We start from the raw sequence: 22,847 nt of genomic DNA, 5'->3' as shown, positions 1-22,847 counted from the left end.
CATGTATCCACAGATCGGGTGCTCAAGGCTGCCAAGGTAAATAAACAGCCTTAAACAAAGACCTTGAAAGGCATGGCCCTAAGAGTGACAGCATATCTCGCGTAGATTTGGGAAATAAACGGGTTTCGAAGAGGGTTGGACGTAGTCTTCCCTAATGTCCCGACGAAATTGCTCAAAATCGTTGAGGCAGCGTATCTGTAGCAAATTTTTAAGCAAGCGCACACTGATTATCCCGCTGCTATGCTTGGTTTTTTGGATGAGGTGCGTTGATGGCAGTTGAATACTCGCTCACAGATTTGCTTGAACGAATGTACGAGAATCAGCTCGCGTTGGAAGCAGCTCTGATGGAGTTGACGCTCCAAAGCGAGAAGGAAGGATTGAGTGACATCGGCGATAACGTACGTGGCGCTTTATTCGTGATAGGCGAAAACCCCGGCCACATCAAGCAAGGCTTAGCGAAACTGCGAACCAGAGACCTCTGATTGAGCACACCCCAATTGCGTAGGGGTATTTGGGGATATCGGGGACAAAGCCCTTGGTTGCTGGCTGTAATGCGCGCATGCATGACGATGTATAAACGCCTGGTCGAGACTGCCAAAGCCAACGGCCAAGAGCCCTATGCGTGGCTGCGCCACGCATTAGAGCGACTACCGCTGGCGACCTCGATTAAAGATCACGAAGCGCTGCTGCCGTGGAACTGCTCACCCGCATCATCTAGCTGAGCACGCCACCATTAAAGTTGGCGGGGTTTATGGAGCGCTTACGAAACACACACCAGCTGCTGGAAGATGCGCATCCTTTAATTCGAACCAATAGCCACACCGCAATTATTTATTATTTTTCGCACTGCGCTCGACAAATCGATTGAACTTAGTATTCAATACAAATACGTACTCACATATAGCACTACTGAAATCCAGTAAATCTTTTGCATCCTCTTTGGATATCCTCTCACTACTAGCATGCGCGCCAATATTTCTGTGCTTTCTCAATGCCTCCCCCCATTCAAACAGCCTCGTATCAATTACTTCAGCCTCCTTTAACTCTTTCAACCCACCAGCTAACGTTTTATTTTTTGTTTTATGGTGCATACACAAACCTTCGATAGTCCTCCCACACATTACTGCACATGCGCTATACGCTTTAGCCTTGAAGCAGAGCCTTGCTTCTACAAGTGAAACACTTGCTATTTCAGGAATTTCACGATCAACACTCGCATCTTGTGGTGGCCATAACCGATGTAAATTATCCCACTCCCAATCATCGTACCCAACTTGTATCTTCTCCGTAATCCCCAACAGAGCCGACTTACATACTGGGCATTGAACCAATACTCTTTTACAGGGAAATGGATAATCCGGGTCGTTATCGTAAACCTCCCCTTTCTCTACTCCATCTACCTTTGACTCACAATGATTGCATTCAATTATCATGATTAACCTTTGCACTTTTAGATTAAATATTTTTTTATTTCAGAACATGAATCCACGAAAAAGTACTGACAGAGAATCCCATTGTGGCGGGATTCACCGCATAGAGAATAGCAGGTACGTATGCAGTCGTTGGATAACAGGGTGACCAATTTACATCTGCTTGAGCAGCCCACGCCGCTTTTCCGTGACCCCGATGATGGATTGGAGGTATATCGTTGCTTTCCCTAATTTTATTGGTTTTAAACGCCTCTATGCGCTGGTCCTGTAGCAATTTCGTAGCAATCCTCTAAGCTGAACCTCGCCTAAGCCTACTAGAACTAGCGGTCACGCTAAGCGTGCTTGCTGGCAGGCAGCCTTAATTCGCGTAGAAACCAAAGCCACCTAAAGCCCTTTCAGAAGCTGAGCGCGAACATTTGGCTGGATCACATTGTGAGGGAAAGGTGCATGCGGCTTGGAGTTAAGGCTGTGTACTTAGCAAGAGTGGCAGCGTTTTCACCTCATGCAGTGCAGAGGCTTCGTTCAACAGCTATGATTTAACGCATACATCATTTTGAGAGTACCAGCGGTAATGTCGGAATTAATTGAACCAGAAGAACTAAAGAAAAAATGTCCAGACGTTACCTTACCGACGCCTGACACTCGTTTTAGCAAACTCATCCGCAGGATAAAATGGCGCACAAAATGGTTGTTCCCTAATATTTTCTCAAATTTTTTTGAGAGTGAATCAACATTTTCTAAAGAGCATGACCTCAGATCCAATCAAGAGTCTCGGGTGCCTGATAGCGAAGAACTTCGCATACAAATTGTATGGGGCGTCGAGATGTATGGCCCATCTGAAAATGAGCTGCTGTGCGAAAACCTGGCACGTTTGAATTGGACCGCTGGTTCTGGGTCTAGCAAACGAGACGATGCCTCTGAATGGGTCCGTCGACAGCGTTCTTACGGCCATGGCGGATGGTATAATGTAGGAATCGTATCGAGCCCCAACGATAGCCATAAGTATTTATTTCCTACGAATGAAACCAAACTACCAGATAATGTTGACTACCTGATAGTCAAAATCTTTCAACTAACACCCGCCCTCACTTCAATTGTTATAGGATTCATACTTAAAGAGCACATCTCAACAATTTACGAATCAGAATTACAAAAAAGCAGAGTCGGCTATAACAAACGCATGGAGAGAAAAAGTATTTTGAGAATCTCCGCAGAAGAGATTAAAAATCGCGACATAATTAATGCTAGACAAGCTCTTCGAAAAATAGCACAAAATTGGTTTCACTCACATCTCCCGGGATATTTTTGCAACTCTGACATCTATCGACTACCAACTGCCGAACTTATAACAACTGCTACCAACCCACTACTTCCCAAAGAAAACACAAGACGCGCGACATCTGATCGTTGGAGGGACATTATAGCATTATGCTCGCCATACGATACTTGGCATAGTTCGACCGGGACTGGAGTAAGCTTCACTAGTCGCAATGGTCTAAAGGATGACCCCGCCCATCTAATAATTTGTTTATGCAAAGAAGAAGTCTCTGATGACGCGACAAAATATCGAGGCAAAAGATCCAACAGAGCATTTATATCACATAGTGCTGACTTAATGGATGGCATAATTAGCAATTTTGCGGCTGTAGGTTTCCTAACTGAGGCTTTGAAAAACCTCCGGGTGAGCCGAGCCTCGCTCAAAATGCACAAGGTGAGTAAGGACAACGGTTTACTCGCGATTGAAAAGATTCAAACATTTTTCGATAATTCTTTGGGAACTCCTGTAGTTGCCGCAGAGTTGCGAAATCGATCCGAACACTCTAGCAACTTTGTCCACGACTGCGCCCTTTTTTACTCTCAAAATTGGCGCCCAGAGAATCCTCCGCGCACGATTTCTCAAGAATTATGCGAACATACTAACTCTCTTTCTAATCAGGTGATAACTGAGGATCATTCACTGCGAGAACACCTTGAACAACTCTCAAGCATTATTAGTGTTCGGGAAAGTATCAAAGCGCAACGCAAGATGGAAGTACTAACAATTTTCGCTCTGATTGTGGCAATTATATCCTTAGGGATGGCCACGGCTCAGAGTCTAAACTATAGACCTTATAAAGACAACTGAACCAAAGCTATAACTACTCCAATATTTATAGGAAAAATCTCCTTCACCACATCCATCCCCCTCCCATTACTTGCACTCTACCGCCCACAACTGATCTACCGTAGTTGTGTAACTTTGACTCATCATCTCCCGGCGCATAGTCCAACCTAGACTGCCGGGCACGCTAGCTGACGTACTTGAGTGGTTTAAAGTCATGAGAGAGGTGGGCAATGTAAAAACCATGGGCTGACCTAATTCTTCCTACAGAGTGAATTAATCCATTATTAACACCCAGTCAAAAAACTATCCCATAAAACGACGCCCATTCTTACTTTGAAACTACGCTATAATCACCATGACTGATTTTTGCTGAGTTCCATACGCTCCAACTCAACCAAATCAATAAGCACCTGCAACTCTTTCGACAGGTTTGCGTGATCCTTGGTTGCCAAATACTCAACAAAATTTATCTTTAGAGACTCGCTCAACACCGCTTTCACTTCTGACCCGAAGCTTTTCGAAGCAGTTACGAAATAATGGCTCTGGCCGTATGGATGCCTGTAGCGATAATTCTCCAAAAGAGATCTGATATCAGGATCGTTAACACCGCAACCCACAAATATAAACGTATGCGTTCGAAGAAGTGCATCTAACAACTCATAAAACTGGCCATGCTCATTTCGAGCCTTCGCATAATCGGTCCTTGTAAAAATAAGTTTATTTGCAGAAGACACGGTACCATGGCTTTTTATAAGAACTCGCTCATGCCGACGCAAGCAATCTGCAATATCATCATCATGATAAATTTTGGTTGTGAGCGCACCAGCACCTCTCTCTCCTGCTGCGGTCTCATAGATGCTATCGAAATTAGGAGTAATCGCGATCCGCAAATCCAAATTAAATAAAAGCTTATGAATGGGTGCAGCTTTAAAGTCGGGCGTATGAAAACGGGCTTTCACCAAGTTTCGAAAATTTTCAGACTTAATCTCATTCCGTATCACTTCCGCTGCGGTCAAAAAATCACCAGACTTAATAAGCGCGGTGATTTCCTTAACAATCTTCTTTCCAGGAGGGCCGATCTGACCGGCAGCTTCCAATAGAAATGCCGACCAACTCGGAGGTCTGACCCCATCATTCCCAACCGAGTTCATAGAAACGCCCGCCCCAAAGAAAAGCACGCATCGTCTACATGCAATCGAATGCACCAAATCCTTAGGCCAAATAGACATCACGAAATCTCATCCATGTTCACCTTGAGATTCGCAGCGATATCCGCAATTACCTTCTCGAACTGCTTAACCTTATCGAAATGAGCACCTACTACACCGTCCGCGGACTTGAGCATAAATATCGGCTTCGTTGAAGTCTGCGCCATTGGCACTAAACTACTAAAATAAGGAATCTCCCCAAGCTTATAATTTAGCGATTGCCCGAGATTAATTTTTTCAATCAGGCTTTTCTTAATTGCAGGTCCGATCCGCTTAATAATTTTTTCATAAGCATCAACTGGTTGCTTTTTTCCAGCTACTGTTTTCGCAGTATATTGCTGAGTTACGTAACCGAGAAATTTAATTCCCAAAGGATTTCTTTTATGCAAACCATCAAACAAAAAATCCTCCTCATTATCCTCGCGATAGCTAGTCAGCCCTCGCTCGAGCCCTTTCGTCCAACTCGTGATAGCAACTTCAATGTTCTGAAGACCTCTTAAGCTAAATATATCAGAGGACATTGGAAGAATGAAATAGTCACACGACAGAAGAACAGTGCGATTTATCGCACCTAGAGATGGACCGATATCAAAAAAAACATAGTCATACTTCTTTTTTGAAGCCCATTCCAGCAATGCTCTAAAAAGAAAAGTCGTTTTGAGACCTCGTTCTTGACCGCTAGTCGCATCAACCCAGTCTTTAGCTAAAAAATCTTCCGCTAAAGAAAATCTTGGATCACCCGGCACTACATCAACACCAAAGGTATCACTCTTCCTGATGGGGATATCAGAATAACCCTTCGATTTTTTTAATGATGTAACCAGCTGATTTATCGTATCTCCTTCTTTCGAAGCGGTGTAAAGATCATCTAAGACTTTCTCTTTGAACATGTATGCCGTGGCGTTGCATTGAGGGTCCGCATCGACAACAAGAACCTTCTTATTACTTCTTAAAGCATAATAAGCTGCAAGATTACATAGGAGTGTCGTCTTTCCAACGCCACCTTTGTTGTTAAATACGCAAAACGCCTTCATGAAAGCTCCTTGGTGAACGGCATAGAGGGCAAGAAAAATTTGGCATTAACGCGCCGAACTGAATATTCGGAATCTTGTACCTCGAAACGAAATGAAAGGTCAAAGCGAATCATCATCTGCTGATCGGTGCTCCAGAACGGATTTCCCGCTTTTGAACGTAAGTGTCGGGGTCAGAACAGAGAACCTAAAGATGAAGGTGTCCAGTTCATGATAACCAGCTCGCCACTGACCTCGGCCCTGCCCTGTCGTTGATTTGTGTTGCTGTAGCGGATCTCCAACGTCTCGAAGTGAAAGCCTTCAAACACGCGACGGATATCCGGGTGGTCGTTGATGCTGACCATCACCTTTCCTTTACACCGTCGCATGAAGTCGGCCATGCGCTCGTAGTTTTCAAAGGGGAAATCCACACCATAACCGGCCGTCTGCCAGTAAGGCGGATCCATGTAGTGGAAAGTGTGTGCACGGTCATAGCGCTCAGCGCAGTCCAGCCACGGCAGGTTCTCCACATAGGTGCCGGACAACCGCTGCCAAGCTGCAGAAAGGTTCTCCTCGATCCGCAGCAGGTTGATGGCCGGGCCTGTGGTCGCGGTACCAAACGTCTGCCCAGTGACTTTGCCGGCAAAGGCATGGTGCTGCAGGTAGAAAAACCGGGCGGCGCGTTGGATGTCGGTGAGGGTTTCAGGGCGGGTCATCTTCTGCCACTCGAATACCTGGCGGGAACTGAGCGCCCATTTGAACTGGCGCACAAATTCTTCCAGGTGGTTCTGCACCACGCGGTACAGCGTCACCAGGTCGCCGTTGATGTCGTTGAGGACTTCAACCGGTGCAGCCTGAGGACGCATGAAATAAAGCGCGGCGCCGCCGGCAAAGACTTCGACGTAGCATTCGCGGGGTGGGAAGAGCGGGATAAGGCGGTCGGCCAGGCGGCGTTTGCCGCCCATCCAAGGGATGATGGGTGTGGACATGTATAAGCAAGACCTTTGCTGTATGGATAAACAGTGCTAGGCTCGCTCCGCTTTGTGCACGAAGCAGGAGCCTTGGCTGGACTTGCAGGGTCGATCTGCGGGGAAGGTGGCCGGGTTGGATGTTGACGCATCCTGCCCGGCCGCTCCTTTTACTTCGATGTAGAGACTTCTTTTGCGTAGGCCTGACAGGCCCGCAGGGCGATCAATCCTTGGTCGCCGGCATCGGTGATTCCGATAATTCGTTGAGCATGCGCTGGGTCAAGTTGGGCTCTTGTGGGGCCATGAACCACGCGGGCGGTGGCGGTGGTGGTTTGCACTGCACAGTTGCCTGTGGTTTCGGTGGCGGCGAGAACGACTGACAGCCGCAGATCAGCAGTAGCCAGGCGATCACGCAGACGAGCCTGCTTCGTTTGCTCATCGGTCAATTCCTTGTGGTGGGTTTCGTCGTTGTTGTGCAGGCGCTGCTCCAGGGCAAATCGCTTGTCCTGCTCTTTGCGCTGCAGGGCGGCAGCGGCTTGGGATAACTCGCCGAGGGTGTCGGCATGGAGCCGGGCCTGGTGCTCCAGCTGCTTACCATAGCGCCAGTCTTGAGTGGTCCAGGCCAGGGCAGCAGATCCGGCGGTCAACATCACCAGCAGCAGGCCGACCGCCGCAATCCGGTATTGCGCGGGAATCAGGTCGAAGAGACGCATAACACCGCCCTCGCCCTGGCCCAGAGTTGCAGCCGATCCTCCAGGCCGTTGAGCCCGCCGTTGATCCGCCGGGTGATGGTGTTGAATTGCTCTTGATCCGCGAGCGCGTTTAATCCGTTAATAGACCAGAACCACGCGGCCGACTCGGCGGCCCATTGCGGTAGTTCGAGCAGCTCCGGCGTGCGCAGCAATCGCTCATCGCCGAACAGCGCCAGGCTGCAACGCAGATAGTTGTCGTGGCCGGTAATCTGGATCAGCCCACGGCCGCGATAACGCTGCCCGTCACCATCAGCAGCAGGCGTGTTCCCCAGCTTTGCAGCCAGTGGGCCGGTATCGTACTTGCTGAAGTATTGATCGCTCCCCAGTTCACGCACGTACTGCAGTTGGCCGGACTCGTGACCGACCTGGGCGAGGAATGCTGCCTGACGCTTTGGCGTATCGATCTTGCGATTGGTCATGGCTGCGTTTAGCGCGGATACAAAAACGCCCGCTTGGCGGCGGGCGTTGGGCATGATGCGTTGGAGTTGTTGCTCGGTAATGGACATCGCTTTTCCCCAGGCAAAAAAAGACCGCTCAAAGGCGGCGGGTGATGAAGTAGGTACGGCCAATTACAGCTCCAGGACTTTGACCTCCTTGGACTTCTTCGTTTTCTTACCGGCCGCCTTGGCCTTACCTTTCTTCCCTGCGTTGCATTCCACTGTGGTGCTCCATCCAGACTGAGTGAACACCTGCTCCACTGAGTCGACGAGGAACTCGCCGTCCAAACCGTCCTTGAAGCCCTGCGCATTGATCTGCCGTTCTGCAAACAAGTCAGTGCGCCCAACCATCTCCAGCCGAACCTCGGCGGTGGAGCGGTTGAATGCCGCGAGTCGGGCTTTGGCCGCCTGCTCAGCGGCGGATTTATTTGGATGGATATGCCGATCGGTATGAACGGGCGGCAGCCCTGCAGGGGCGTCGTCGTTGTCCAGAGTCAGGTTGACCAGCTCGCCGGTTTTCTTGTCTTGGTACCTAGCCTTGACGGCTTTCTGCGTGGTGCGATCAGTGAAGCGAAATTGCCAGCGGCTGACGTCACTGCGTCGGATAGTGATCGCCGGCAGGTTCTTACCACTAGCGGTCTGTCCGCTTTGGCGAGGCAGCACCAGCAGCTTGCTGTCGGCGACTTTGGCCGTGCAGTCGTGATCCTTGGCGAGCCGGGTGATGAAGTTGAAGTCTGACTCGTTCAACTGATCAGCCCGAGGCACCAGCGTGGCGACGGGGCATTCAGGCTTCCAGCCATTGCGAGCGGCAATGTCGCTGACGATATTGGACAACGGCACATTCTCCCAACTACCACTACGAGTGGTCTTGCCGCTGCCTCGCATGTCGCTGGCCTTGCCGCGAATGACCAGGGTATCAGGGGGGCCGGAAACCTCAATGTCATCGACCGTGTAGCGGCCCAGGCGGGTCAGTGCTTTGCGGTCGTACCCCATGTAGATCTGTATCGCTGCCCCTTTTTCGGGGAGGGACACGGCGCCGTCGCGGTCATCAATGCGCAACTCGAACTCATCCGACTCCATGCCGGGCTTATCCAACGTACGCAGCAGCAAGAGGCGATCATTGATCAGGGCAGTGATGTCTGCCCCATCAGCCACAATTCGAAAGATGGGTTTCATGGGTTCTCTCCGAGGTTCAATCCCACAACTGCACCTGCTCGCCCACAGGCTCAGGGAGATCTGGGAAGGTGATCAGCAACCCCGTGCGCAAAGGCTGTGGCTCATCCGCCAACAATCGATTGGCCGCCAGCACCGCCTCGACAGTGCCATTCAGGTGCCCGTAGTGCTGATAGCACAGCGTATCCAGCAGGTCACCGTCAGACGTTCTGCATATCATCGCCATAGCGTGTGAACTCCAAACTAAAAGTTTGCTTGCGCGGGATCCCGCCAGCCAGCAACGCGCCCTGCTCTTCCTCCAGGCTACGCAAGCACCAGGTCCCGAGGACTACGCCGTAGCCAGTGATCAGGTTCAACGGCAGTAACTTCGCACCGATGGAGCGGAGGGTGTCCAGTTGCTTGAGGCCGCCTTTGAACGTGGGGAAGATCGCGCCCTTGAGGCTGAGTTTTTCCTCCCCCATGCCCACGGCCTGCTGCGCCGGTCGACGACTGAGGCGCTCTTGCTAAGCCCAGCGAAATTCCGTCAGCCGGCGCAATTCGTCGAAGGCCGCCGTGTCCAGGTTGAAGTAAAACGGCTGGGCGTTGGTTTGCAGCGGCTGCAGGATCAACAGATGCGGGAACGGCTTCACCGCTTCCGCCAAGGGAGTCGCGTTCGGCGCCAAGGCACTGGAGGGCAAGATGTTCGCCAGGCTTGGGCTGACCTTGCCGGCCATCTGGTTGATTGCCGTACTAGCACGAGCGGCTTGTTCCTTCAAAGTGTCCAGGCGTTCATCAATGGCCGATATCGCACGGGTCGTTTTGCTGTAGGTCGACAAGACCGCGCCGACCTTGGACTGCGCCGCATCGATCCCGCGCATCACCCGCTGCAACTTTTCGCCAACGCCCGGCGGCACACCGGGAATGCTGGACAGCTCATCAGCCGCACCGGTGATTTCGCCAATGGCGCCGTTCACCGGCCCGATCATGCCGTCGATGCTGTGCCGGCCAGCCTCCCCGGCCTGGACCAGGGATTTGAAGCCGGATTGCAGTTGCTCCATGTAAGCCATGGCTATTCCTTAAACGTGAGGGGCATCAAACAGATTTCGCCGCGCCTGCTCTCGGCTGAACTCCTCGAACAGCTGACGCATGTACGGCATCATTTCCTGCGCCAGTTGCCGTGGGTCCTTGACGTCGCCCTGCACGGTCACCGGCATGGTTGGGGCGAACGTCCAGGCCTGCTCGACGCGAGCCGGGTCCGGTTTTGCTGCTGTACCGGCACTGAGCAATGCGGGCACTGCCGCTGCTGGTGGAGCCGTCACCAGCGAGCGAGCGACATCTCCCATCAGTGGGCCGGTCTTAGGAGTCGGCGCCAATTGCGCGAGTCGGGAGATACCCGGCCCGGTTGGTTTCGGCAGCAGTAACGGCGAAGGTTGAGCCAAGCGTTCTATAGTGGCATCCGGCCCACCAAATGCAGCCTTGCCCACAGCGCTACCCAGCTCACCGCCGCCCCAACTCCCGAGGAATCCGCCTATCAGTCCACCGACCACCGTGCCGATCACCGGGACTACCGAACCAATCGCTGCCCCAGCTGCAGCACCGGCCAGCGTGCCAGCCAAAGTACCGGCGGCGTTGCCGTAACCCTCGGCTTTTTCGTCGCGGGTCTCGGCATTCTGATACGTATCAGCAGCAATCAATCCAGCTTCGATCAGCGCCATAGGTGCGCCGACCTTGGCGAACCCAAGACCCTTGCCCATCATCGCCTTTGGCGCGAATCGACTGGCGACGGCTCCGACCGGGGTTGCGGGTACCGGGCCGGGGATAGGACCTCGACCACCGCGACCACGTTTACCCTTGCCACGGCGACGCTTCCCATCTCCGACATCAACCCCGCCCGCGCCGCTGGATGGGTTGGTGACGAACACGCGCTGGATCACGTTGGGATTGCCCATCAGCGAGCCACGCCCAACGTTGAGCAGGCCTTTACCGATCTTGATCGCATTGATCGCAGCACCGAGACTGATAACACCAGCGGCTAGCACCGTAGTACCGCTGATCACGGTCGGAAACTTCCCTGCCAACTCCCCAAGCCCATACGCCACTTTCGCCAGACCGTCTGCCGCAATGTCCGTCAGCGGCCGCACCGCATCACCGATACGCGTCATTGATGATTCAATGCCGGCAGTCGCGGAGGCCCACTTCCGGTTGGAAGTTTCTCGCGCTTTCGCCGCATCAGCCTCGATCTTGGCCTTACCATCCGTGTCCTTGATGGTCGACATATCCGCTTTGATCTTGTCGCCATATTTGATCTGCGCGAGCAAACCGGCACTGGCACTCTGATCGCTGACGATGTTCGCCAACCCGGCCGCTTCGGTCAGAGCGACCATAGCCTGCTCCTCTTCGGCACTGCCGTCCGCCGACGCTTTGATCCTGGCCTTGAGCGCCTCGATCTTCTTAGCCTTGGCCGGGTCCTGCTTCCTGATCAGTTGCTCGCTGAGCATGATAAAAGCGTCGACCGGGTTGGCTGCCTTGCCGCTTTTGGTCGCGGCGAGAATCGAGCCGGCCAGGTCGTAGCCTTCCTTGGCGAAACGTTCCTGGCTAGTGCTGCTGATCACTGCGTTGAGCAAGTTGTTCATGTTGGTGGCTGCCGCTGCAGCGTCCTGGGTTTGCGAGAACTGCGACTGCAGGCTGGCACCGAGAAAGCGCACCGCCTCGGGGCCTTCCATGCCCAGGCGTTTGATGTTGCCGAGCATGGCCGGCAGATACCGCGCCATCTCTTTGGGACCGAACGCGCCGATGTCACCGGCCGCTGCTACCTGGCCCAGCATCGCCGCCATGTCGCCCTGCTTGACTCCAGCCTCCTTGAAAGAGTTGATCAGGGTCGCGATGGTTTCGGGCTCCATGCCTTGGCCGTCGATCAGGTCGGCGATCTGTCCGGCATAGGCGGTGGCCACGTCCCAATCCACGCCCTTTTCGATCAACGCGCCGACCGATTTCGCCAGCAGTTGCTGGCTCATACCCTTCTCCGCAGCGACCTTGCTGATGCTCGCCGCCAGTTCGATCTCATCGCCGGTGCCGGAGGTGTGGGCCCACAACGACATCTGGCGGATCTGCGCCTGGTAATCGCCGGAGACCTTGGTCGGAATCGCCAGCGACGCCGTCAACGCCGCCGCTTTGCCGAGGGAGTTTTTCATTCCCTCTTTGCCCTGCTGGATCTGCGTGTGGCCCAGCGCCTTGAGTTCGGCGCCACGCGCTACTTGGCCGAGAGCCTGGTATTCCTTGCGCAGTTTGCCGACTTCAATACCCTGCTCTTTCAGGGTTTTGAGGTTGTTTTCCAGTTTTCGTAACAGACCGTCAGCCGACGCCGCACCAGTGTCGTGGGCCTTTTTCCATTCGTCTCGCAAGCGGATCGTGTCGCCGATGGTGCTTTGCAGCACGCGGGCCTTGGTGCCGGTTTCGCCAAGTTTCTTGATACGGCCTTCAACGTCCTTGAAGGCGGCGCCGACGGTGGAGCTGACGGCGCCGCCGATGACCAGGCCGAGCGCCAGGTTATTTGCCATGGGATTACTCCGGGCAGGGATGCGGGGCTCAGTCCGTGAGCCACCAGATCATCGTGGAAAAGGGCATGGTCTCGATTTCGCTGGCCGCGAAGGAGAACTCCGCAGCCAGGCGTTTCGCGGCCTGCTTCTGCAGGGAGGCGTTAAACCCCGTCATCCTGCACCAGGCGAAAGTAGGCGGCTTGTAGCCGCTGGTAGTCCGTCAGCTTGAGCCCCTCCAAATCCTTGATGTCGGTTTCAGTAAGGTTGGCCAGGAGGATGGTCTCGCGCTGTTCGTCATCGCCATTGGAGGCGGAAGCTGCAGCGCGCACGTCGCGAACCGTGGGTGCGCGCAGAGTCAGGCGGTCTACCTTCACCTCTTTGATCTCGCAGGGTTTGGACAACGTCACCAGCGCCCGCTCAAGATCAACGACCAACCAGCCAGGTGTTTCGTCCTTCTTCTCAGGAATACCACTGTCCTGAAGTATGCGGGAATAGGCCGACTGCACCCGTCCGTAGTCAACCAACGTGAGCCCATCAATGTCCTTGGTGCCCGCGTTAGTCAGCGAGGCGAACAAGGTCACTTCACGCAACACCGCGTCATCGCCGCCTATCGCGTCCGAGGCGCGTACTTCCCGCAAAGTCGGTGCGCGTAGGCTCAACTGCTCGAGCCTCTCGCCGTTGATATCGGCTGGACGAGTGAGGACGACCGTTGCACTATCGGAGGTGACCGTGAGCCAGGATGGAAGTTGTTTCAGCTTTTTCATGAGATACCTTTCCGTTACAGACCCAGGTCGCGACGTACGCTGGCAAGTTGATCGACACCGTTGATGACCCGGACGCAGTTGACCGGATCAATCTCGTACATCAGCCGACCGGCGACTTCGAGCTTGTAATAGCTGACCGCCACGGCGTACTTGAACTCGCCGGCTTCACCGGCTTTCCAGTCGCCTGGATCAATCTCTTTGAGCATGCCGCGAAGGGTGGCAACCACCGCAGTGGTCGCGCCTCTCTGACCTTTAAAGGAGCCACGGAACACCGCGTTGAAGGCGGTCTGATCAGCAAGGCCGTAAAACTTCATGGCCTCAGGGCGTACGCCCTTGCCGGCGAAACTGGCCTCCAGTTTCTCCATGCCCTGATCCATCTCAACCGGAGCATCCATGCCCCCGGCGCGATGCTCCTCGGTTTTCAGGGTCATCTTGGGAAGGGTCACGCTGGTGATATCCCCGGCAAAGCTGACGCCATCGATATGGGCGTTCATGTTGTAGAGCGTTTGCGGAACCATCGGCGGCTCTCCTTTATGCGTTGGTGTCGAGAACTTCGGTCAGCCACTGGTTGGTGACCTCGACGCGGAAGTTGGGGTTTTCTGCCGGCGGTACATCGGTGAATCGGATGTTCCAGTACACCTTGCCCTGCTCCAACTGGCTGGCCGTGTTCAGTACAGGGTCGGCGAACACCTCGAAGTTAATCACCGCCCCCTGGTTTTTCAGGTCACGCATGAACGCCGCGAGGCCTTCGGTCACGTCACTGACGTAGGTCTTGGTGATCGAGCGGTCGACCGCCCATTTGTGGCCGTAGAGGATCGCGTCCATCACGATGTCCATGGTCCGAACACGGGTAACGAACGCCCACTTCGGATCGCTGGAACAGGTGCGGTTGCCCCACAGGCGGTAGCCGTCATCACGGATGATGGTGGTGATCTGCGCGTTATTGAGCAGGTTCGCCCGGCAGGTTTCGTCGCCATCCAGGAACTCGATTGGACGACCGGTGCCGGTGAGCCCGACAAACTCCTTGTTCGACGGAGAAGCCCAAAAGCCGTACTCCGAATCGGTCCAGGCGAAGAGCCCGGCGACCCAGGCAGAACTGGGTGCGTCGATGGTGGCACTGAGCGCGGTATCCCAGTACTGCACGCCAGGGTCGACCAGGAAAACGCGCTTGCTACCAAAGTTTTCACGGTACTCCATGGCCGCTTCGTCAGTGGTGTTGGGGCCGTCGATGATCGCCAGGGCACGCAACTTGTCACTCAGGGCCACAAGCGCCGTGGCGGCGGCCAGCGTCGCAGTGTGTTTGGGCGCGGCCAGCAAACGAGGCTGCGCGTTAAAGCGGCTTTTGCCGTCGAGCAGCGCCTGCATCCCGGTTCGCGTGCCATTTGCCAGGACGCCGCCAATGATGGCCGATGTCTGTGCGGCGGCGTCGGCCAGCTTTTCCACACCGCAGGCGACGATCACGGCCTTGGAGCGAACATAGATGGCCTTGACCGCCTTGGTGATCGCCGCATCTGGCCCCCAGGCGGCGATGGCTTCGCTCTCGCGGGTGATCAGCATTAGTTGATTGGGCAATGCGCTGGCATTGGGACCAGGCGTGAAGGTATCGCAAAGGCCGATGATGGACGAGGACGGCACTGCGATAGGCCGCGTGCCGGTGTCGACGTTGGTCACGGTGACGCCGTGAAAAAATCCACTTGCACTCATGGTTGAACTCCAGAAACGAGAAAGCCCCGCATAAGCGAGGCCGGGGTTTGGTTGTGATGCATGTAGCGGAAAAGAAAACGCCCCGTCAGTGCGGGGCGTTATTGGAGTTGCTCAGCCAGCCAGGCGGGCTGCTCAGGCCTGTACTCGACTGCCGGGAAATGCTCCGACTCGGGCCAGTCGCGCAGATCCTGGCGGTAGCCCTGCAACTGCTTGTATTGCGCAGCAGTAAGTGTGGTCGGACGCTCGGACTCCAGTTCGTCGCGGTGACGTGCGACCAGTGGATCAGTCAGCAACAGCATTTTATCTCGCAAGGCGCGTTCACTGTATGCCACTTGTTCCGGTGTAGGCCCTGGAGCAGGAACAGCTATTGGTCGCCCCTTATCGTCACTGGTAATCACCGAAGGGCTCGTCGCAATAATCGCACGCAGCCTCTGATACTCATCCTCTGGAACATCCACCAACTCGTCTTCCGGGGGTAATAAGCATTTTGGGTTTTTCACTTCAATTATCGGGGCGTTGGCTGACTCGTCTGGAACGTCGATAAGCGGTGGCTTTGCCTTAAGATCGGGCACAAAGATAGTCTCTGGAACATCCTCGGCGTCTTCAGACCATGCGGGGTTTGTAACCTCGATGTCTGGCGGGGTCCACTTTGGGTCCTGCGCTTTAAGGGTAGGCCGAACCCATGCAGGATCGCTAACAGATATCAAGCGAGTGCCGTGGAATACATCGTTGAAAAATAAGTTTTGCTTAGCGCTGTAATAAATATTCATCACTTATCTCCCGAGTGCCGTGACAATCGCTGTAAGCGAGGAAGGCTGAACGACCTGTGCGGCCTCGTCGATTTGTAAGCGGCAGCCGTTGACCGTGCCCATCGAATAGTAACCATTCGAGACATGGCGCACCGTGGCATCCGCGCTACGGAAAACAATAGAAGTCACATGTACAAACGCGTTTGGGAATGCAAACGGCCAAGTTATATCGACCGTACGCCCACCAGACGGGATGTCGCCGATAGCCACTTCCATCCGCTGAATAATTTCACCAGTGTCAGCGTTCTTGCTGAACCCGCTTGGTGAAAAGTTGGCAGTATCCTTCGGCCTGTCGACCTGCAACGCGACCACAGTGCCGTCCGTATGCCGCATGAATGGGGCACTGACGGAGCCGCTGGCAAATCCAGCTTCCGAACACGCAGTGCCGCTTATTTTGGATGAAGGGTTAAAGTTTCCATCGTGAAAAACCTTCCGCCAGCCGCTTGAATTCGGGCCTAAGTTGCGGAATAAAAGATTACCTATGTTGTCGTTAAGACTGATTCCTATATCGGCGCCGAAACTGGTGTTGGCGAAAATAAAATGCATGCCAACAGTATTCGGGTAGCTAGGTGGTGTGTCCGTGGTGCCGGGGCTAACCGCTGAAAATAGTTGGCTTGAAGGCACAGCGGCAAGCGGCCCGGTTATCAGTGGCGCAACTCCCGAAATACCGCTGCTAGCGATCGATACCTTTGCATTAAGAAACGTGTTGGTTTCTGTTTTCGTGTAGGCATCGGAAATCCCATAACCACCGAGCGTTGTTGCCTTATTGGCCTTTCCAGTAAGGAAATCATCTATAGCAGTCTTAGTGTATGCGTCGCCAATGCCATACCCCGCCAGTGTGATGGCGTTGTTGGCTTTGCCAGACAGCAAAAAATCAACGTCTGTGCGCTTATACGCATCGCTGATTTGATAGCCGGCGAGCGTAGTTGGGTTTGTCCCAGCGATAACCCGGCCGTTCTTGTCTACGGTCAAGCTGCGATATGTCCCCGCACCTATGCCCGTACGCCCTGCGACCATCTCGAACACCAGCGGCGTAGTGCCCAGGACAATCGGAGCATCCGTCACCAGTTGCCAGACGCTGTCACCGTTGGCGGCACCTTTCTCAACGTGCACAAACAAGCCCGGTGTCATCTCGACACTCGTGTCAGCATCTTGGGCACGCTTCCAGGCACCGCTGGCCGATACGATGTAAATCCCGTTGTCCTTCGCCAGTGTCCGATTTTTCACCAAAACACGATCGGCATCTGACAACAACACATCATCGACAGTCTGAATGCCACTCAAGACGATGTTGGTCGTGGTGGCCACCAACACCGAATGCTTGAAGTCCTGCTTGTTGATCGCCTCGGTGATCGCTAGATCAACCCACTCGCGAGTCGCTAGGACGATGGCAGGGTCGATCTTCAACACGATGTTGTTGATGCTTGAAACAATGAAGTTCATCCGCACAATCTGTGTGCGTCCTGATCCCTGGTCCAGCGCCGGCTTGAAGCTCGGCGCACAATTGGAAACCGCGACCAAGTCGCCGTCCGAATCGTACAAGCCGATCTCACGGATCCACCAACCGCCGACGTCTGCCGGGATCACCTGCTCGGCAATGATCACCGCCGCGTTAACCGGATCGACGCGCAGTTGATTCAGTGGCGCCCGTCGCTGCTCGTTGATCAGTTTGGTCTGGGTTGCACTGGGGATTGGGTCAGTGCCGTTGGCATCCCCTACCCCCAGCGCAGTGAGGTTCCAGGGAATGCCCAGGGCGTTGGCATTCGCCAGCTTCGCGGCCCCCACGTTGGTGAGGATCGCCATAAATTGCGAGTTGCGATCAATCATGGGTAAACGTCCAGAGTGTCTATGCTGTGTTCGCGCCCGACCACGCCGATGTAGCCCGTGACTTCGATGTCACGTTGCACGGGTGGGTAGACGTCGATTACGTCGCCTTCGTAGAGGGCGACACCGATGTTTATGGCGCCTTGGGTTTCGAGGCTAATCGCGAGTCCGGTCAACGGTCGACTGACGGGTTTGGCGTCGTCGATCAGACGCTCTAGCTCCAGGTACATCTCTTCGGTTATGCCGGTATCCAGCACGCCGACCTTCAAGGCGAAAGTGCCGGGAATGCCCTTGGGCGTGGTCTGCCACCACTCCAGCACTTCGATTAGGTAGCCGAGCGGCTCGACCACCCTGCGCAACGCGCCGATGGTGCCCTTGTGGGCATGCACGTAAAACGCGGAGCGGATGGCGGAACGCTTAACGGCTTCCGACCATTTGTTGTCCCAGCGGTCGACCGACCAGGTCCAGGCCAGCCAAGGCAGCAGATGCGCCGGACAGGTGTCCGGGTTGTACAGGGTACGGAGCGGGATCTCGGTTTTCTCGGCTAAGGCAGCCTCAATGGCGAGCTCCAGTTGTATGCTGTTCAAGGGGAGCAGACTGGTCATGTGGAGCCCCCTAGGACAACGCTGAAACCTGTGCAATAGGCGGCTTGGAACTTGGTCGGTTTCAGGTCGACCCAGTTTTTTAGCTCGACCCGGCCGACGCCACCGACATGCAGCTGCGCGTCGATAGCAGATCGGGCGACTTCCAGAGCCAGGCGTTTACGCGGATTGATCCAGGCCGCGAGGCGCTTGATCGCCTCAGCCAAGAAGGCATCGTTTTCAGGACCGGCACCGGTCATATGCAACACCGCATCAATCCGGTACTCCAGGATCTGTGCGCTTTGCACCGTAAGGCGGTCGCCCACCGGACGAATGTCATCATCACTAAGCTTGGCGTATACCTGGTCGAGCAGAGCCTGGTCGGCTTTGCCGTTGCCGGCGAGGCTCAGCACAGTCACCACCACTACGGCTGGTGATGGGCTTTCTGCGGTGGCATCAGCCACCAGCGCCGAGGCGTTGCGCGCATGGAAGATGTAACTGTTACGCGGGCCGGCGGTGGTCAGCCCTTCATACACCAGTTGGATACGCTCACGCAGGGCATCGTCCGATTCCCTGACCTCCTCCACTGGCGGCACCGCCTGCAGGTTGGCCGGTTGAATCACTAGGCGCTGGAGTTTCACGTTGGCTGCAAGCTGGTCGAGATCTTCCTTCTCGGCGTACGCCAACATCAGCGCCTTGGCCGCATCGTTAACCCGTGCCCGGTTCTGCATCTTGCCGTACGCCCCCAGCTCCACCAGCTTGACCACCGGGTCGCTCTCCAGCGCAGCCGACCAGTTGTCGCCCATGTGCCCACGAAAGGCAGCTAGCCCTTCTTCGTACAACGCTTCGTAGTCCAAGGCCTCCAGCACCTGCGGCGCCGGCAGTGCCGATAAATCCACTGTGCTCATGCCGACACCTCCAGCAGCAGGCGTTCGCCCTGGTATTCACCGGTTAATTTGAAGTCGATGCGGCCGCCGACAATGGCGACAACCTGCACCTGTTCGAGCTTTAGCCGCGGCTCCCAGCGCTCCAGCGAGCGAGCCGCCTCGGCCTGTACCGCACTCTTCCAACCAGCGTTAACCGGCAAGTCGACAAACCGCCGGATCTGGCTGCCGTATTCAGGTCGCATCCGCCGACTGCCGACCGGCGTGGAGAGAATGTCCCCGATGGACTGCCGGAGATGGTCGAGCCCGGACAGCGGTTGACCGGTGCGGCGATCCATTCCGATCATCAGGGTTACTCCTGCACCATTTCCTGGTGGGTCATAAGGAAAGCGAGCTGCTCGTCAGTGGTAGCCGTCACGCGAGCCTTGCTCACGGCCATAGTGCTGCCATCGGGCAGCACCAATGTGCGGGAGGTAAAGAGCGTGTCGCGAAACACGCGGCCTGGCCCAATCTCGTCCTGGCTGTCGGGTTTGTTCCTACTCATCAATGGATGCTCCTAAAACGAAAAACCCGCACTAGGCGGGTCGGGATCAGTGTTTATGGTTCGGCGTGTTGCCGCCGACATCGATGACCTTGCCAGCACTGTTGATGTCGCCGGTCGTATTCAACTTGCCGTTAATCTGGGTTGTACCGTCGATGGTGACGGGGCCCACCAGATTGATCGCGCCCGATACCAGTCGCGTGCTGTCCGGTGTCATCTCCAGCACCGAGCCACCGACCTTGACCGTGACGGTGCCGGCCGGCAGGTCGATGGTGTAGCTGTGGGCCTCCCAGTCGTAGACCAGGGAGCCGCCATCGTCGAACCGCCAAACCTCGACATGGTCACGGTTGTCCGGTTGCGCGCCGGCATTGCCGTACAGACCGGGGAGGAACGTGCCCATCGCCGGCTCGCCGCTAGGGCTGATCAACGCGCCCTGCTCGCCTAGGCTCGGCGCTCGCCAGTGGCGCGTCTTGCCAGCCGCCTGGCTGTGCCAGCGAACCCAGGCGCTGGTCCAATCGCCCGACTGCACACGCACCATGGCGGCAGGCAGATCGACTGCCACGACAACGCAGGGCAGCACGGTGGAAGCGATCATCCGATCATGCTGGGCGGTGGCGTAACTCATCGCAGATCCTCCGGCCTGACCTGCCCAACACCGGGCCCCAGATCGATGACCAGAGACCCCGGCGGCTCATCCGGCCACGGCCATTCCTCGACGCCCAGGTAAACGGTCTGATCCCACTCCACCAGCCAGACGAAGTAGCCGTCCAGTTCGGGCTTGGTCCAGTCCTGGGTGGAGCGTACGAACTGCGCGCAGTCAACCTCCAAGCCCCAGCTTTGCCCGCGCAGCAGCACCGCCAATTGAGACGCCAGTTGCACTGCTTGCCGTTGCGGGTCCGCGCTGATTGAGTCAACGATGATTCGCGCCTCGAACTTGCAGGTCAGCGAGGTTTCACCGGTACCGGTGTCCGGCGCCGGCTCCATCTCGGCCATTTCCAGCAGCACCACGGGCGTTGGGAGGGTGGTCTCCGCCGACAGATCCGGCCAGAACGACACTCCCTGAATCCCCGGTAGATGTTCCTGCAGGTGCTGCTCGATGGCCCCATACAACTGGTCAAGGCTGAAAGGCTGATCAGACACTGGCGGTCCCCTTTAGGTACTTCTGCAATTCAAAGTTGAGTTCTTGCTTGAGGATCTCCAGCAGGATTTCATCGGCGCGTTTGACCCAGCTATCAAAGTGCGGTCGCACCTGGTCAAGCGACACCTTGGCTTTCGCCAGCGGAAAGCGGTTGTCGCTTTCCGCGATGAAGCCAGAGCTGCGCCGCCCCTGCGTACTGCCGGGGTAGTCCGTGGCGTTGAAATGCTTGCTCGACGTGCGGATCCAAATATCAGGGCTGCCTCCATACACCTGCTTGAAGAACGCGCCCTGGTAACGTCGCCCTGCCACTGACACACCGGCACGGGTTTGCCGAGCCTTACCGATCCGACTGGCCTCGATTGCGTTGACCCCGAACCACAACTTGCCGCGCATCGCCCCGCCGCTGACCGGGTACGCCCGAAGGCGTTGCCGGACGGCGCCGATGGCGATCCGCTCCTGCTTACCAACTGCTCGGGCGATGTGAGTGCGCAGCCTGCCCAGCGTCTTATTGATTGCTCGACGCTGGGCCGCTGCAGCAGCCTTGGGCACTAACTGCCCGAACTCGCGTAACGCCTGGGAATGCACCGCTGACGGCTGGATATTGAGCATCCCGCTGTCCCGCGTCTTATGTGCGTAGCTGCCGACGCTCATGCGCGTTTCCTCAAGATCAATGCCACCAGTCCATTACCGTTGGGCTCCAGCTGCAGCAGGTCGTATTCGCCACCACCATCCAATGCCGGTACGTCGACCGTGACCCGCAGGCCTTTGCTGAGTCCGTCCGAATCCTTCACGCGGATCTCAAAGCGAGGCTCGCGTATAGCGGAGTGGACCTTGCCGAACGCAGGTTGCTTCCACGGTGCCGAGAACATGCCCAACACCGCCTCGGCGCGGCCTTCGATCAATGCGCTGTCGCCCAAGGTCTCGAACACAACATCGTCGACGTCGTCGATCAGATCGCGGAAGGCCACGGTCACATCTCCAGCAGGATCTGCGCCCGAGGCCGCGTGCACAGGTGCAGCGGGTTGGACTGGGCTTCACCGGCCACGCCCTTGTTGAACGGCAGCGGCTCGATCTTGCTGTAGTACGGAATGCCCTGGGTGTTGACCGTTTCCATGTAGTCGGCCGGTGCGAAGGACGAGATGTACAGATCCGGTACGCCCTCAGGGATCAGCAACGCCTTGTCATCGTGGACAAACGCAACGCCGGCAACCTTGCCGCGATAACGCTCCCAGACGATCCCGCCTAACTCGAAGCTTTCACGGGCATCGCCACGCAGAGACGCGGCCTGCATGGTGTTGAGGTAGGTTTCCTTGACCGACTTATGAACGATGAGCTTGTTCCAGAAGTTCTTGCCGCACAGAGCGCGGGAACCGCTGCTGGTGACGCTGCCGAGGGCTTCCTCTTGCATATCCAGCGCTTCGCCGCATTTGACCCGCAGCTCGGTATCTGGACTGTTCAAACCCATCGGCAACTTCTGGCGATTCACGCCGAAGGATTTGTAAATATCCAACAGGACGGTCTTGCCATCGGCGTCCAGCACCTGGCCGTTCAACGCGCCCATGCGTTGGAATTCGTGGGTGGCATCCAACTGGCGACGGGCCTTCGCCAGGCGCTTGTTGACTACGTCCTGGACGGCCTGCAATTCGCTGCGGGTGCCAAAGGCGCGAATGCCCTGGATCTCATCCGCCTTGATGGTGAAGCGCTCCGGCAGGTGCACGGTGTTGAACGGGATCAACGTACGCTTGGTCCCGCCAACCACCAGACCCGATGTACCACGCTCACCGGCTGGTACCAGCGCCAGGGTGTCGCCGTCCTTCTCGATCTGCACGGTCAGGGTGCTGATGCCCTCTTCGCGAAACAGGCCCAAGCTGCTGATGCGGCCAGGCAGGTATTCTTGTTCGTTTATTGCAGCGGTCAGCGAGGAGACGCTGAACGCATCGTCTTCAAAAATGGCGATATCGGCCATGAGGTACTCTCCTGAAACGAAAAATCCCGCACGCGGCGG

Annotated in this window: 25 protein-coding genes and 4 pseudogenes; 3 read left to right on the top strand and 26 right to left on the bottom strand. The window is 55.8% G+C overall.

Going from position 1 to position 22,847, the window contains the following annotated elements:
- Positions 1-269: 269 nt before the first annotated feature.
- On the top strand, positions 270-482 hold the full coding sequence (locus EJ576_RS09015) for a hypothetical protein (RefSeq protein ID WP_126570103.1): 213 nt from the start codon (positions 270-272) through the stop codon (positions 480-482).
- Positions 483-581: 99 nt separating this feature from the next.
- Positions 582-722 (top strand): annotated as a pseudogene (locus tag EJ576_RS09010) (transposase domain-containing protein); the annotation flags it as partial.
- A 105-nt stretch (positions 723-827) separates the two neighbouring features.
- Here the strand turns inward: EJ576_RS09010 and EJ576_RS09005 are convergent.
- Positions 828-1,433, bottom strand: coding sequence for a DUF4145 domain-containing protein (locus EJ576_RS09005; RefSeq protein WP_126570101.1), 606 nt, complete (start codon positions 1,431-1,433; stop codon positions 828-830).
- A gap of 568 nt (positions 1,434-2,001) precedes the next feature.
- Here EJ576_RS09005 and EJ576_RS09000 point away from each other — a divergent pair.
- On the top strand, positions 2,002-3,555 hold the full coding sequence (locus EJ576_RS09000) for a hypothetical protein (protein ID WP_126570100.1): 1,554 nt from the start codon (positions 2,002-2,004) through the stop codon (positions 3,553-3,555).
- A 66-nt stretch (positions 3,556-3,621) separates the two neighbouring features.
- Here EJ576_RS09000 and EJ576_RS08995 read toward each other — a convergent pair.
- From EJ576_RS08995 to EJ576_RS08880, 25 genes and pseudogenes are all read right to left on the bottom strand, one after another.
- Positions 3,622-3,726, bottom strand: a pseudogene (locus EJ576_RS08995) (DUF4113 domain-containing protein); the annotation flags it as partial.
- 158 nt (positions 3,727-3,884) lie between these two features.
- On the bottom strand, positions 3,885-4,763 hold the full coding sequence (locus EJ576_RS08990; protein WP_126570096.1) for an SIR2 family protein: 879 nt from the start codon (positions 4,761-4,763) through the stop codon (positions 3,885-3,887).
- Complete coding sequence (locus tag EJ576_RS08985; protein WP_126570094.1) at positions 4,763-5,776, bottom strand: ParA family protein; 1,014 nt, start codon at positions 5,774-5,776, stop codon at positions 4,763-4,765. The genes EJ576_RS08990 and EJ576_RS08985 overlap by 1 nt, the downstream gene beginning before the upstream one ends.
- A gap of 170 nt (positions 5,777-5,946) precedes the next feature.
- Positions 5,947-6,741: a DNA adenine methylase gene (locus EJ576_RS08980; protein ID WP_126570091.1), complete on the bottom strand. Its 795-nt coding sequence runs from the start codon at positions 6,739-6,741 to the stop codon at positions 5,947-5,949.
- Positions 6,742-6,890: 149 nt separating this feature from the next.
- Positions 6,891-7,433: a lysis system i-spanin subunit Rz gene (locus EJ576_RS08975; protein WP_126570089.1), complete on the bottom strand. Its 543-nt coding sequence runs from the start codon at positions 7,431-7,433 to the stop codon at positions 6,891-6,893.
- Positions 7,415-7,978 carry a glycoside hydrolase family 19 protein gene (locus EJ576_RS08970; RefSeq protein ID WP_069673320.1) on the bottom strand — a complete coding sequence of 188 codons (564 nt, stop codon included), beginning with the start codon at positions 7,976-7,978 and terminating at the stop codon, positions 7,415-7,417. Before EJ576_RS08970 ends, EJ576_RS08975 begins: the two co-directional genes overlap by 19 nt.
- Positions 7,979-8,041: 63 nt before the next feature.
- Complete coding sequence (locus EJ576_RS08965) at positions 8,042-9,085, bottom strand: phage late control D family protein (protein ID WP_126570087.1); 1,044 nt, start codon at positions 9,083-9,085, stop codon at positions 8,042-8,044.
- Between the two features lie 16 nt (positions 9,086-9,101).
- Positions 9,102-9,308 carry a tail protein X gene (locus tag EJ576_RS08960; RefSeq protein ID WP_069673263.1) on the bottom strand — a complete coding sequence of 69 codons (207 nt, stop codon included), beginning with the start codon at positions 9,306-9,308 and terminating at the stop codon, positions 9,102-9,104.
- Positions 9,283-10,128, bottom strand: a pseudogene (locus EJ576_RS08955) (phage tail protein). Before EJ576_RS08955 ends, EJ576_RS08960 begins: the two are co-directional and overlap by 26 nt.
- A gap of 9 nt (positions 10,129-10,137) precedes the next feature.
- Positions 10,138-12,618: a phage tail tape measure protein gene (locus EJ576_RS08950; RefSeq protein ID WP_126570085.1), complete on the bottom strand. Its 2,481-nt coding sequence runs from the start codon at positions 12,616-12,618 to the stop codon at positions 10,138-10,140.
- Between the two features lie 140 nt (positions 12,619-12,758).
- Positions 12,759-13,064 (bottom strand): phage tail assembly protein, encoded by a 306-nt coding sequence (locus EJ576_RS29945; protein WP_256656592.1) that lies wholly within the window; start codon positions 13,062-13,064, stop codon positions 12,759-12,761.
- A gap of 24 nt (positions 13,065-13,088) precedes the next feature.
- A pseudogene (locus EJ576_RS29940) lies at positions 13,089-13,361 on the bottom strand (phage tail assembly protein); the annotation flags it as partial.
- Between the two features lie 14 nt (positions 13,362-13,375).
- Entirely contained in the window at positions 13,376-13,879 is a 504-nt protein-coding gene (locus EJ576_RS08940) for a phage major tail tube protein (protein WP_068932994.1), read from the bottom strand.
- Positions 13,880-13,892: 13 nt separating this feature from the next.
- Entirely contained in the window at positions 13,893-15,065 is a 1,173-nt protein-coding gene (locus EJ576_RS08935; RefSeq protein ID WP_126570081.1) for a phage tail sheath family protein, read from the bottom strand.
- Between the two features lie 98 nt (positions 15,066-15,163).
- Positions 15,164-15,835: a phage tail assembly chaperone gene (locus tag EJ576_RS29935; RefSeq protein ID WP_256656591.1), complete on the bottom strand. Its 672-nt coding sequence runs from the start codon at positions 15,833-15,835 to the stop codon at positions 15,164-15,166.
- Between the two features lie 3 nt (positions 15,836-15,838).
- Positions 15,839-17,701 (bottom strand): phage tail protein, encoded by a 1,863-nt coding sequence (locus tag EJ576_RS29760; protein ID WP_178083528.1) that lies wholly within the window; start codon positions 17,699-17,701, stop codon positions 15,839-15,841.
- Entirely contained in the window at positions 17,698-18,303 is a 606-nt protein-coding gene (locus EJ576_RS08920) for a phage tail protein I (RefSeq protein WP_126570078.1), read from the bottom strand. The genes EJ576_RS29760 and EJ576_RS08920 overlap by 4 nt, the downstream gene beginning before the upstream one ends.
- Positions 18,300-19,187 carry a baseplate J/gp47 family protein gene (locus EJ576_RS08915; RefSeq protein ID WP_126570076.1) on the bottom strand — a complete coding sequence of 296 codons (888 nt, stop codon included), beginning with the start codon at positions 19,185-19,187 and terminating at the stop codon, positions 18,300-18,302. Before EJ576_RS08915 ends, EJ576_RS08920 begins: the two co-directional genes overlap by 4 nt.
- Positions 19,184-19,510 carry a GPW/gp25 family protein gene (locus tag EJ576_RS08910; RefSeq protein ID WP_044286800.1) on the bottom strand — a complete coding sequence of 109 codons (327 nt, stop codon included), beginning with the start codon at positions 19,508-19,510 and terminating at the stop codon, positions 19,184-19,186. The genes EJ576_RS08915 and EJ576_RS08910 overlap by 4 nt, the downstream gene beginning before the upstream one ends.
- A 5-nt stretch (positions 19,511-19,515) precedes the next feature.
- The gene (locus tag EJ576_RS08905) at positions 19,516-19,707 is read right to left on the bottom strand and encodes a hypothetical protein (RefSeq protein ID WP_126570074.1); all 192 of its coding nucleotides are present in this window, start codon (positions 19,705-19,707) and stop codon (positions 19,516-19,518) included.
- Positions 19,708-19,753: 46 nt separating this feature from the next.
- Positions 19,754-20,329, bottom strand: a complete 576-nt coding sequence (locus EJ576_RS08900) for a phage baseplate assembly protein V (protein ID WP_126570073.1) — start codon at positions 20,327-20,329, stop codon at positions 19,754-19,756.
- Positions 20,326-20,844, bottom strand: a complete 519-nt coding sequence (locus EJ576_RS08895; protein ID WP_126570072.1) for a hypothetical protein — start codon at positions 20,842-20,844, stop codon at positions 20,326-20,328. Before EJ576_RS08895 ends, EJ576_RS08900 begins: the two co-directional genes overlap by 4 nt.
- Positions 20,837-21,493, bottom strand: coding sequence for a hypothetical protein (locus EJ576_RS08890; protein WP_126570071.1), 657 nt, complete (start codon positions 21,491-21,493; stop codon positions 20,837-20,839). The genes EJ576_RS08895 and EJ576_RS08890 overlap by 8 nt, the downstream gene beginning before the upstream one ends.
- On the bottom strand, positions 21,490-21,810 hold the full coding sequence (locus EJ576_RS08885) for a hypothetical protein (RefSeq protein WP_068932978.1): 321 nt from the start codon (positions 21,808-21,810) through the stop codon (positions 21,490-21,492). The genes EJ576_RS08890 and EJ576_RS08885 overlap by 4 nt, the downstream gene beginning before the upstream one ends.
- 2 nt (positions 21,811-21,812) lie before the next feature.
- The gene (locus EJ576_RS08880) at positions 21,813-22,808 is read right to left on the bottom strand and encodes a major capsid protein (RefSeq protein WP_126570070.1); all 996 of its coding nucleotides are present in this window, start codon (positions 22,806-22,808) and stop codon (positions 21,813-21,815) included.
- Positions 22,809-22,847: the final 39 nt, after the last annotated feature.

Source organism: Pseudomonas sp. C 49-2, from assembly GCF_003970195.1.
Classification (GTDB): Bacteria; Pseudomonadota; Gammaproteobacteria; order Pseudomonadales; family Pseudomonadaceae; genus Aquipseudomonas; species Aquipseudomonas canadensis.
The sequence above is the reverse complement of the archived record's forward strand: the minus strand, read 5'-3'. Positions and strand labels throughout refer to the sequence as shown.

Excerpts from the sequence above, each read along its gene's own strand:
- EJ576_RS09000 (WP_126570100.1), top strand. The coding sequence starts at position 2,002 with ATGTCGGAATTAATTGAACCAGAAGAACTAAAGAAAAAATGTCCAGAC.
- EJ576_RS08900 (WP_126570073.1), bottom strand. The coding sequence starts at position 20,329 with ATGAGTTACGCCACCGCCCAGCATGATCGGATGATCGCTTCCACCGTG.
- EJ576_RS08935 (WP_126570081.1), bottom strand. The coding sequence starts at position 15,065 with ATGAGTGCAAGTGGATTTTTTCACGGCGTCACCGTGACCAACGTCGAC.
- EJ576_RS08880 (WP_126570070.1), bottom strand. The coding sequence starts at position 22,808 with ATGGCCGATATCGCCATTTTTGAAGACGATGCGTTCAGCGTCTCCTCG.
- EJ576_RS08940 (WP_068932994.1), bottom strand. The coding sequence starts at position 13,879 with ATGGTTCCGCAAACGCTCTACAACATGAACGCCCATATCGATGGCGTC.
- EJ576_RS09005 (WP_126570101.1), bottom strand. The coding sequence starts at position 1,433 with ATGATAATTGAATGCAATCATTGTGAGTCAAAGGTAGATGGAGTAGAG.
- EJ576_RS08975 (WP_126570089.1), bottom strand. The coding sequence starts at position 7,433 with ATGCGTCTCTTCGACCTGATTCCCGCGCAATACCGGATTGCGGCGGTC.
- EJ576_RS08960 (WP_069673263.1), bottom strand. The coding sequence starts at position 9,308 with ATGGCGATGATATGCAGAACGTCTGACGGTGACCTGCTGGATACGCTG.
- EJ576_RS08980 (WP_126570091.1), bottom strand. The coding sequence starts at position 6,741 with ATGTCCACACCCATCATCCCTTGGATGGGCGGCAAACGCCGCCTGGCC.
- EJ576_RS08905 (WP_126570074.1), bottom strand. The coding sequence starts at position 19,707 with ATGAGTAGGAACAAACCCGACAGCCAGGACGAGATTGGGCCAGGCCGC.
- EJ576_RS08915 (WP_126570076.1), bottom strand. The coding sequence starts at position 19,187 with ATGAGCACAGTGGATTTATCGGCACTGCCGGCGCCGCAGGTGCTGGAG.
- EJ576_RS29935 (WP_256656591.1), bottom strand. The coding sequence starts at position 15,835 with ATGAATATTTATTACAGCGCTAAGCAAAACTTATTTTTCAACGATGTA.
- EJ576_RS09015 (WP_126570103.1), top strand. The coding sequence starts at position 270 with ATGGCAGTTGAATACTCGCTCACAGATTTGCTTGAACGAATGTACGAG.
- EJ576_RS29760 (WP_178083528.1), bottom strand. The coding sequence starts at position 17,701 with ATGATTGATCGCAACTCGCAATTTATGGCGATCCTCACCAACGTGGGG.
- EJ576_RS08920 (WP_126570078.1), bottom strand. The coding sequence starts at position 18,303 with ATGACCAGTCTGCTCCCCTTGAACAGCATACAACTGGAGCTCGCCATT.
- EJ576_RS08965 (WP_126570087.1), bottom strand. The coding sequence starts at position 9,085 with ATGAAACCCATCTTTCGAATTGTGGCTGATGGGGCAGACATCACTGCC.
- EJ576_RS08985 (WP_126570094.1), bottom strand. The coding sequence starts at position 5,776 with ATGAAGGCGTTTTGCGTATTTAACAACAAAGGTGGCGTTGGAAAGACG.
- EJ576_RS08910 (WP_044286800.1), bottom strand. The coding sequence starts at position 19,510 with ATGATCGGAATGGATCGCCGCACCGGTCAACCGCTGTCCGGGCTCGAC.
- EJ576_RS08890 (WP_126570071.1), bottom strand. The coding sequence starts at position 21,493 with ATGAGCGTCGGCAGCTACGCACATAAGACGCGGGACAGCGGGATGCTC.
- EJ576_RS08950 (WP_126570085.1), bottom strand. The coding sequence starts at position 12,618 with ATGGCAAATAACCTGGCGCTCGGCCTGGTCATCGGCGGCGCCGTCAGC.
- EJ576_RS08970 (WP_069673320.1), bottom strand. The coding sequence starts at position 7,978 with ATGTCCATTACCGAGCAACAACTCCAACGCATCATGCCCAACGCCCGC.
- EJ576_RS08990 (WP_126570096.1), bottom strand. The coding sequence starts at position 4,763 with ATGTCTATTTGGCCTAAGGATTTGGTGCATTCGATTGCATGTAGACGA.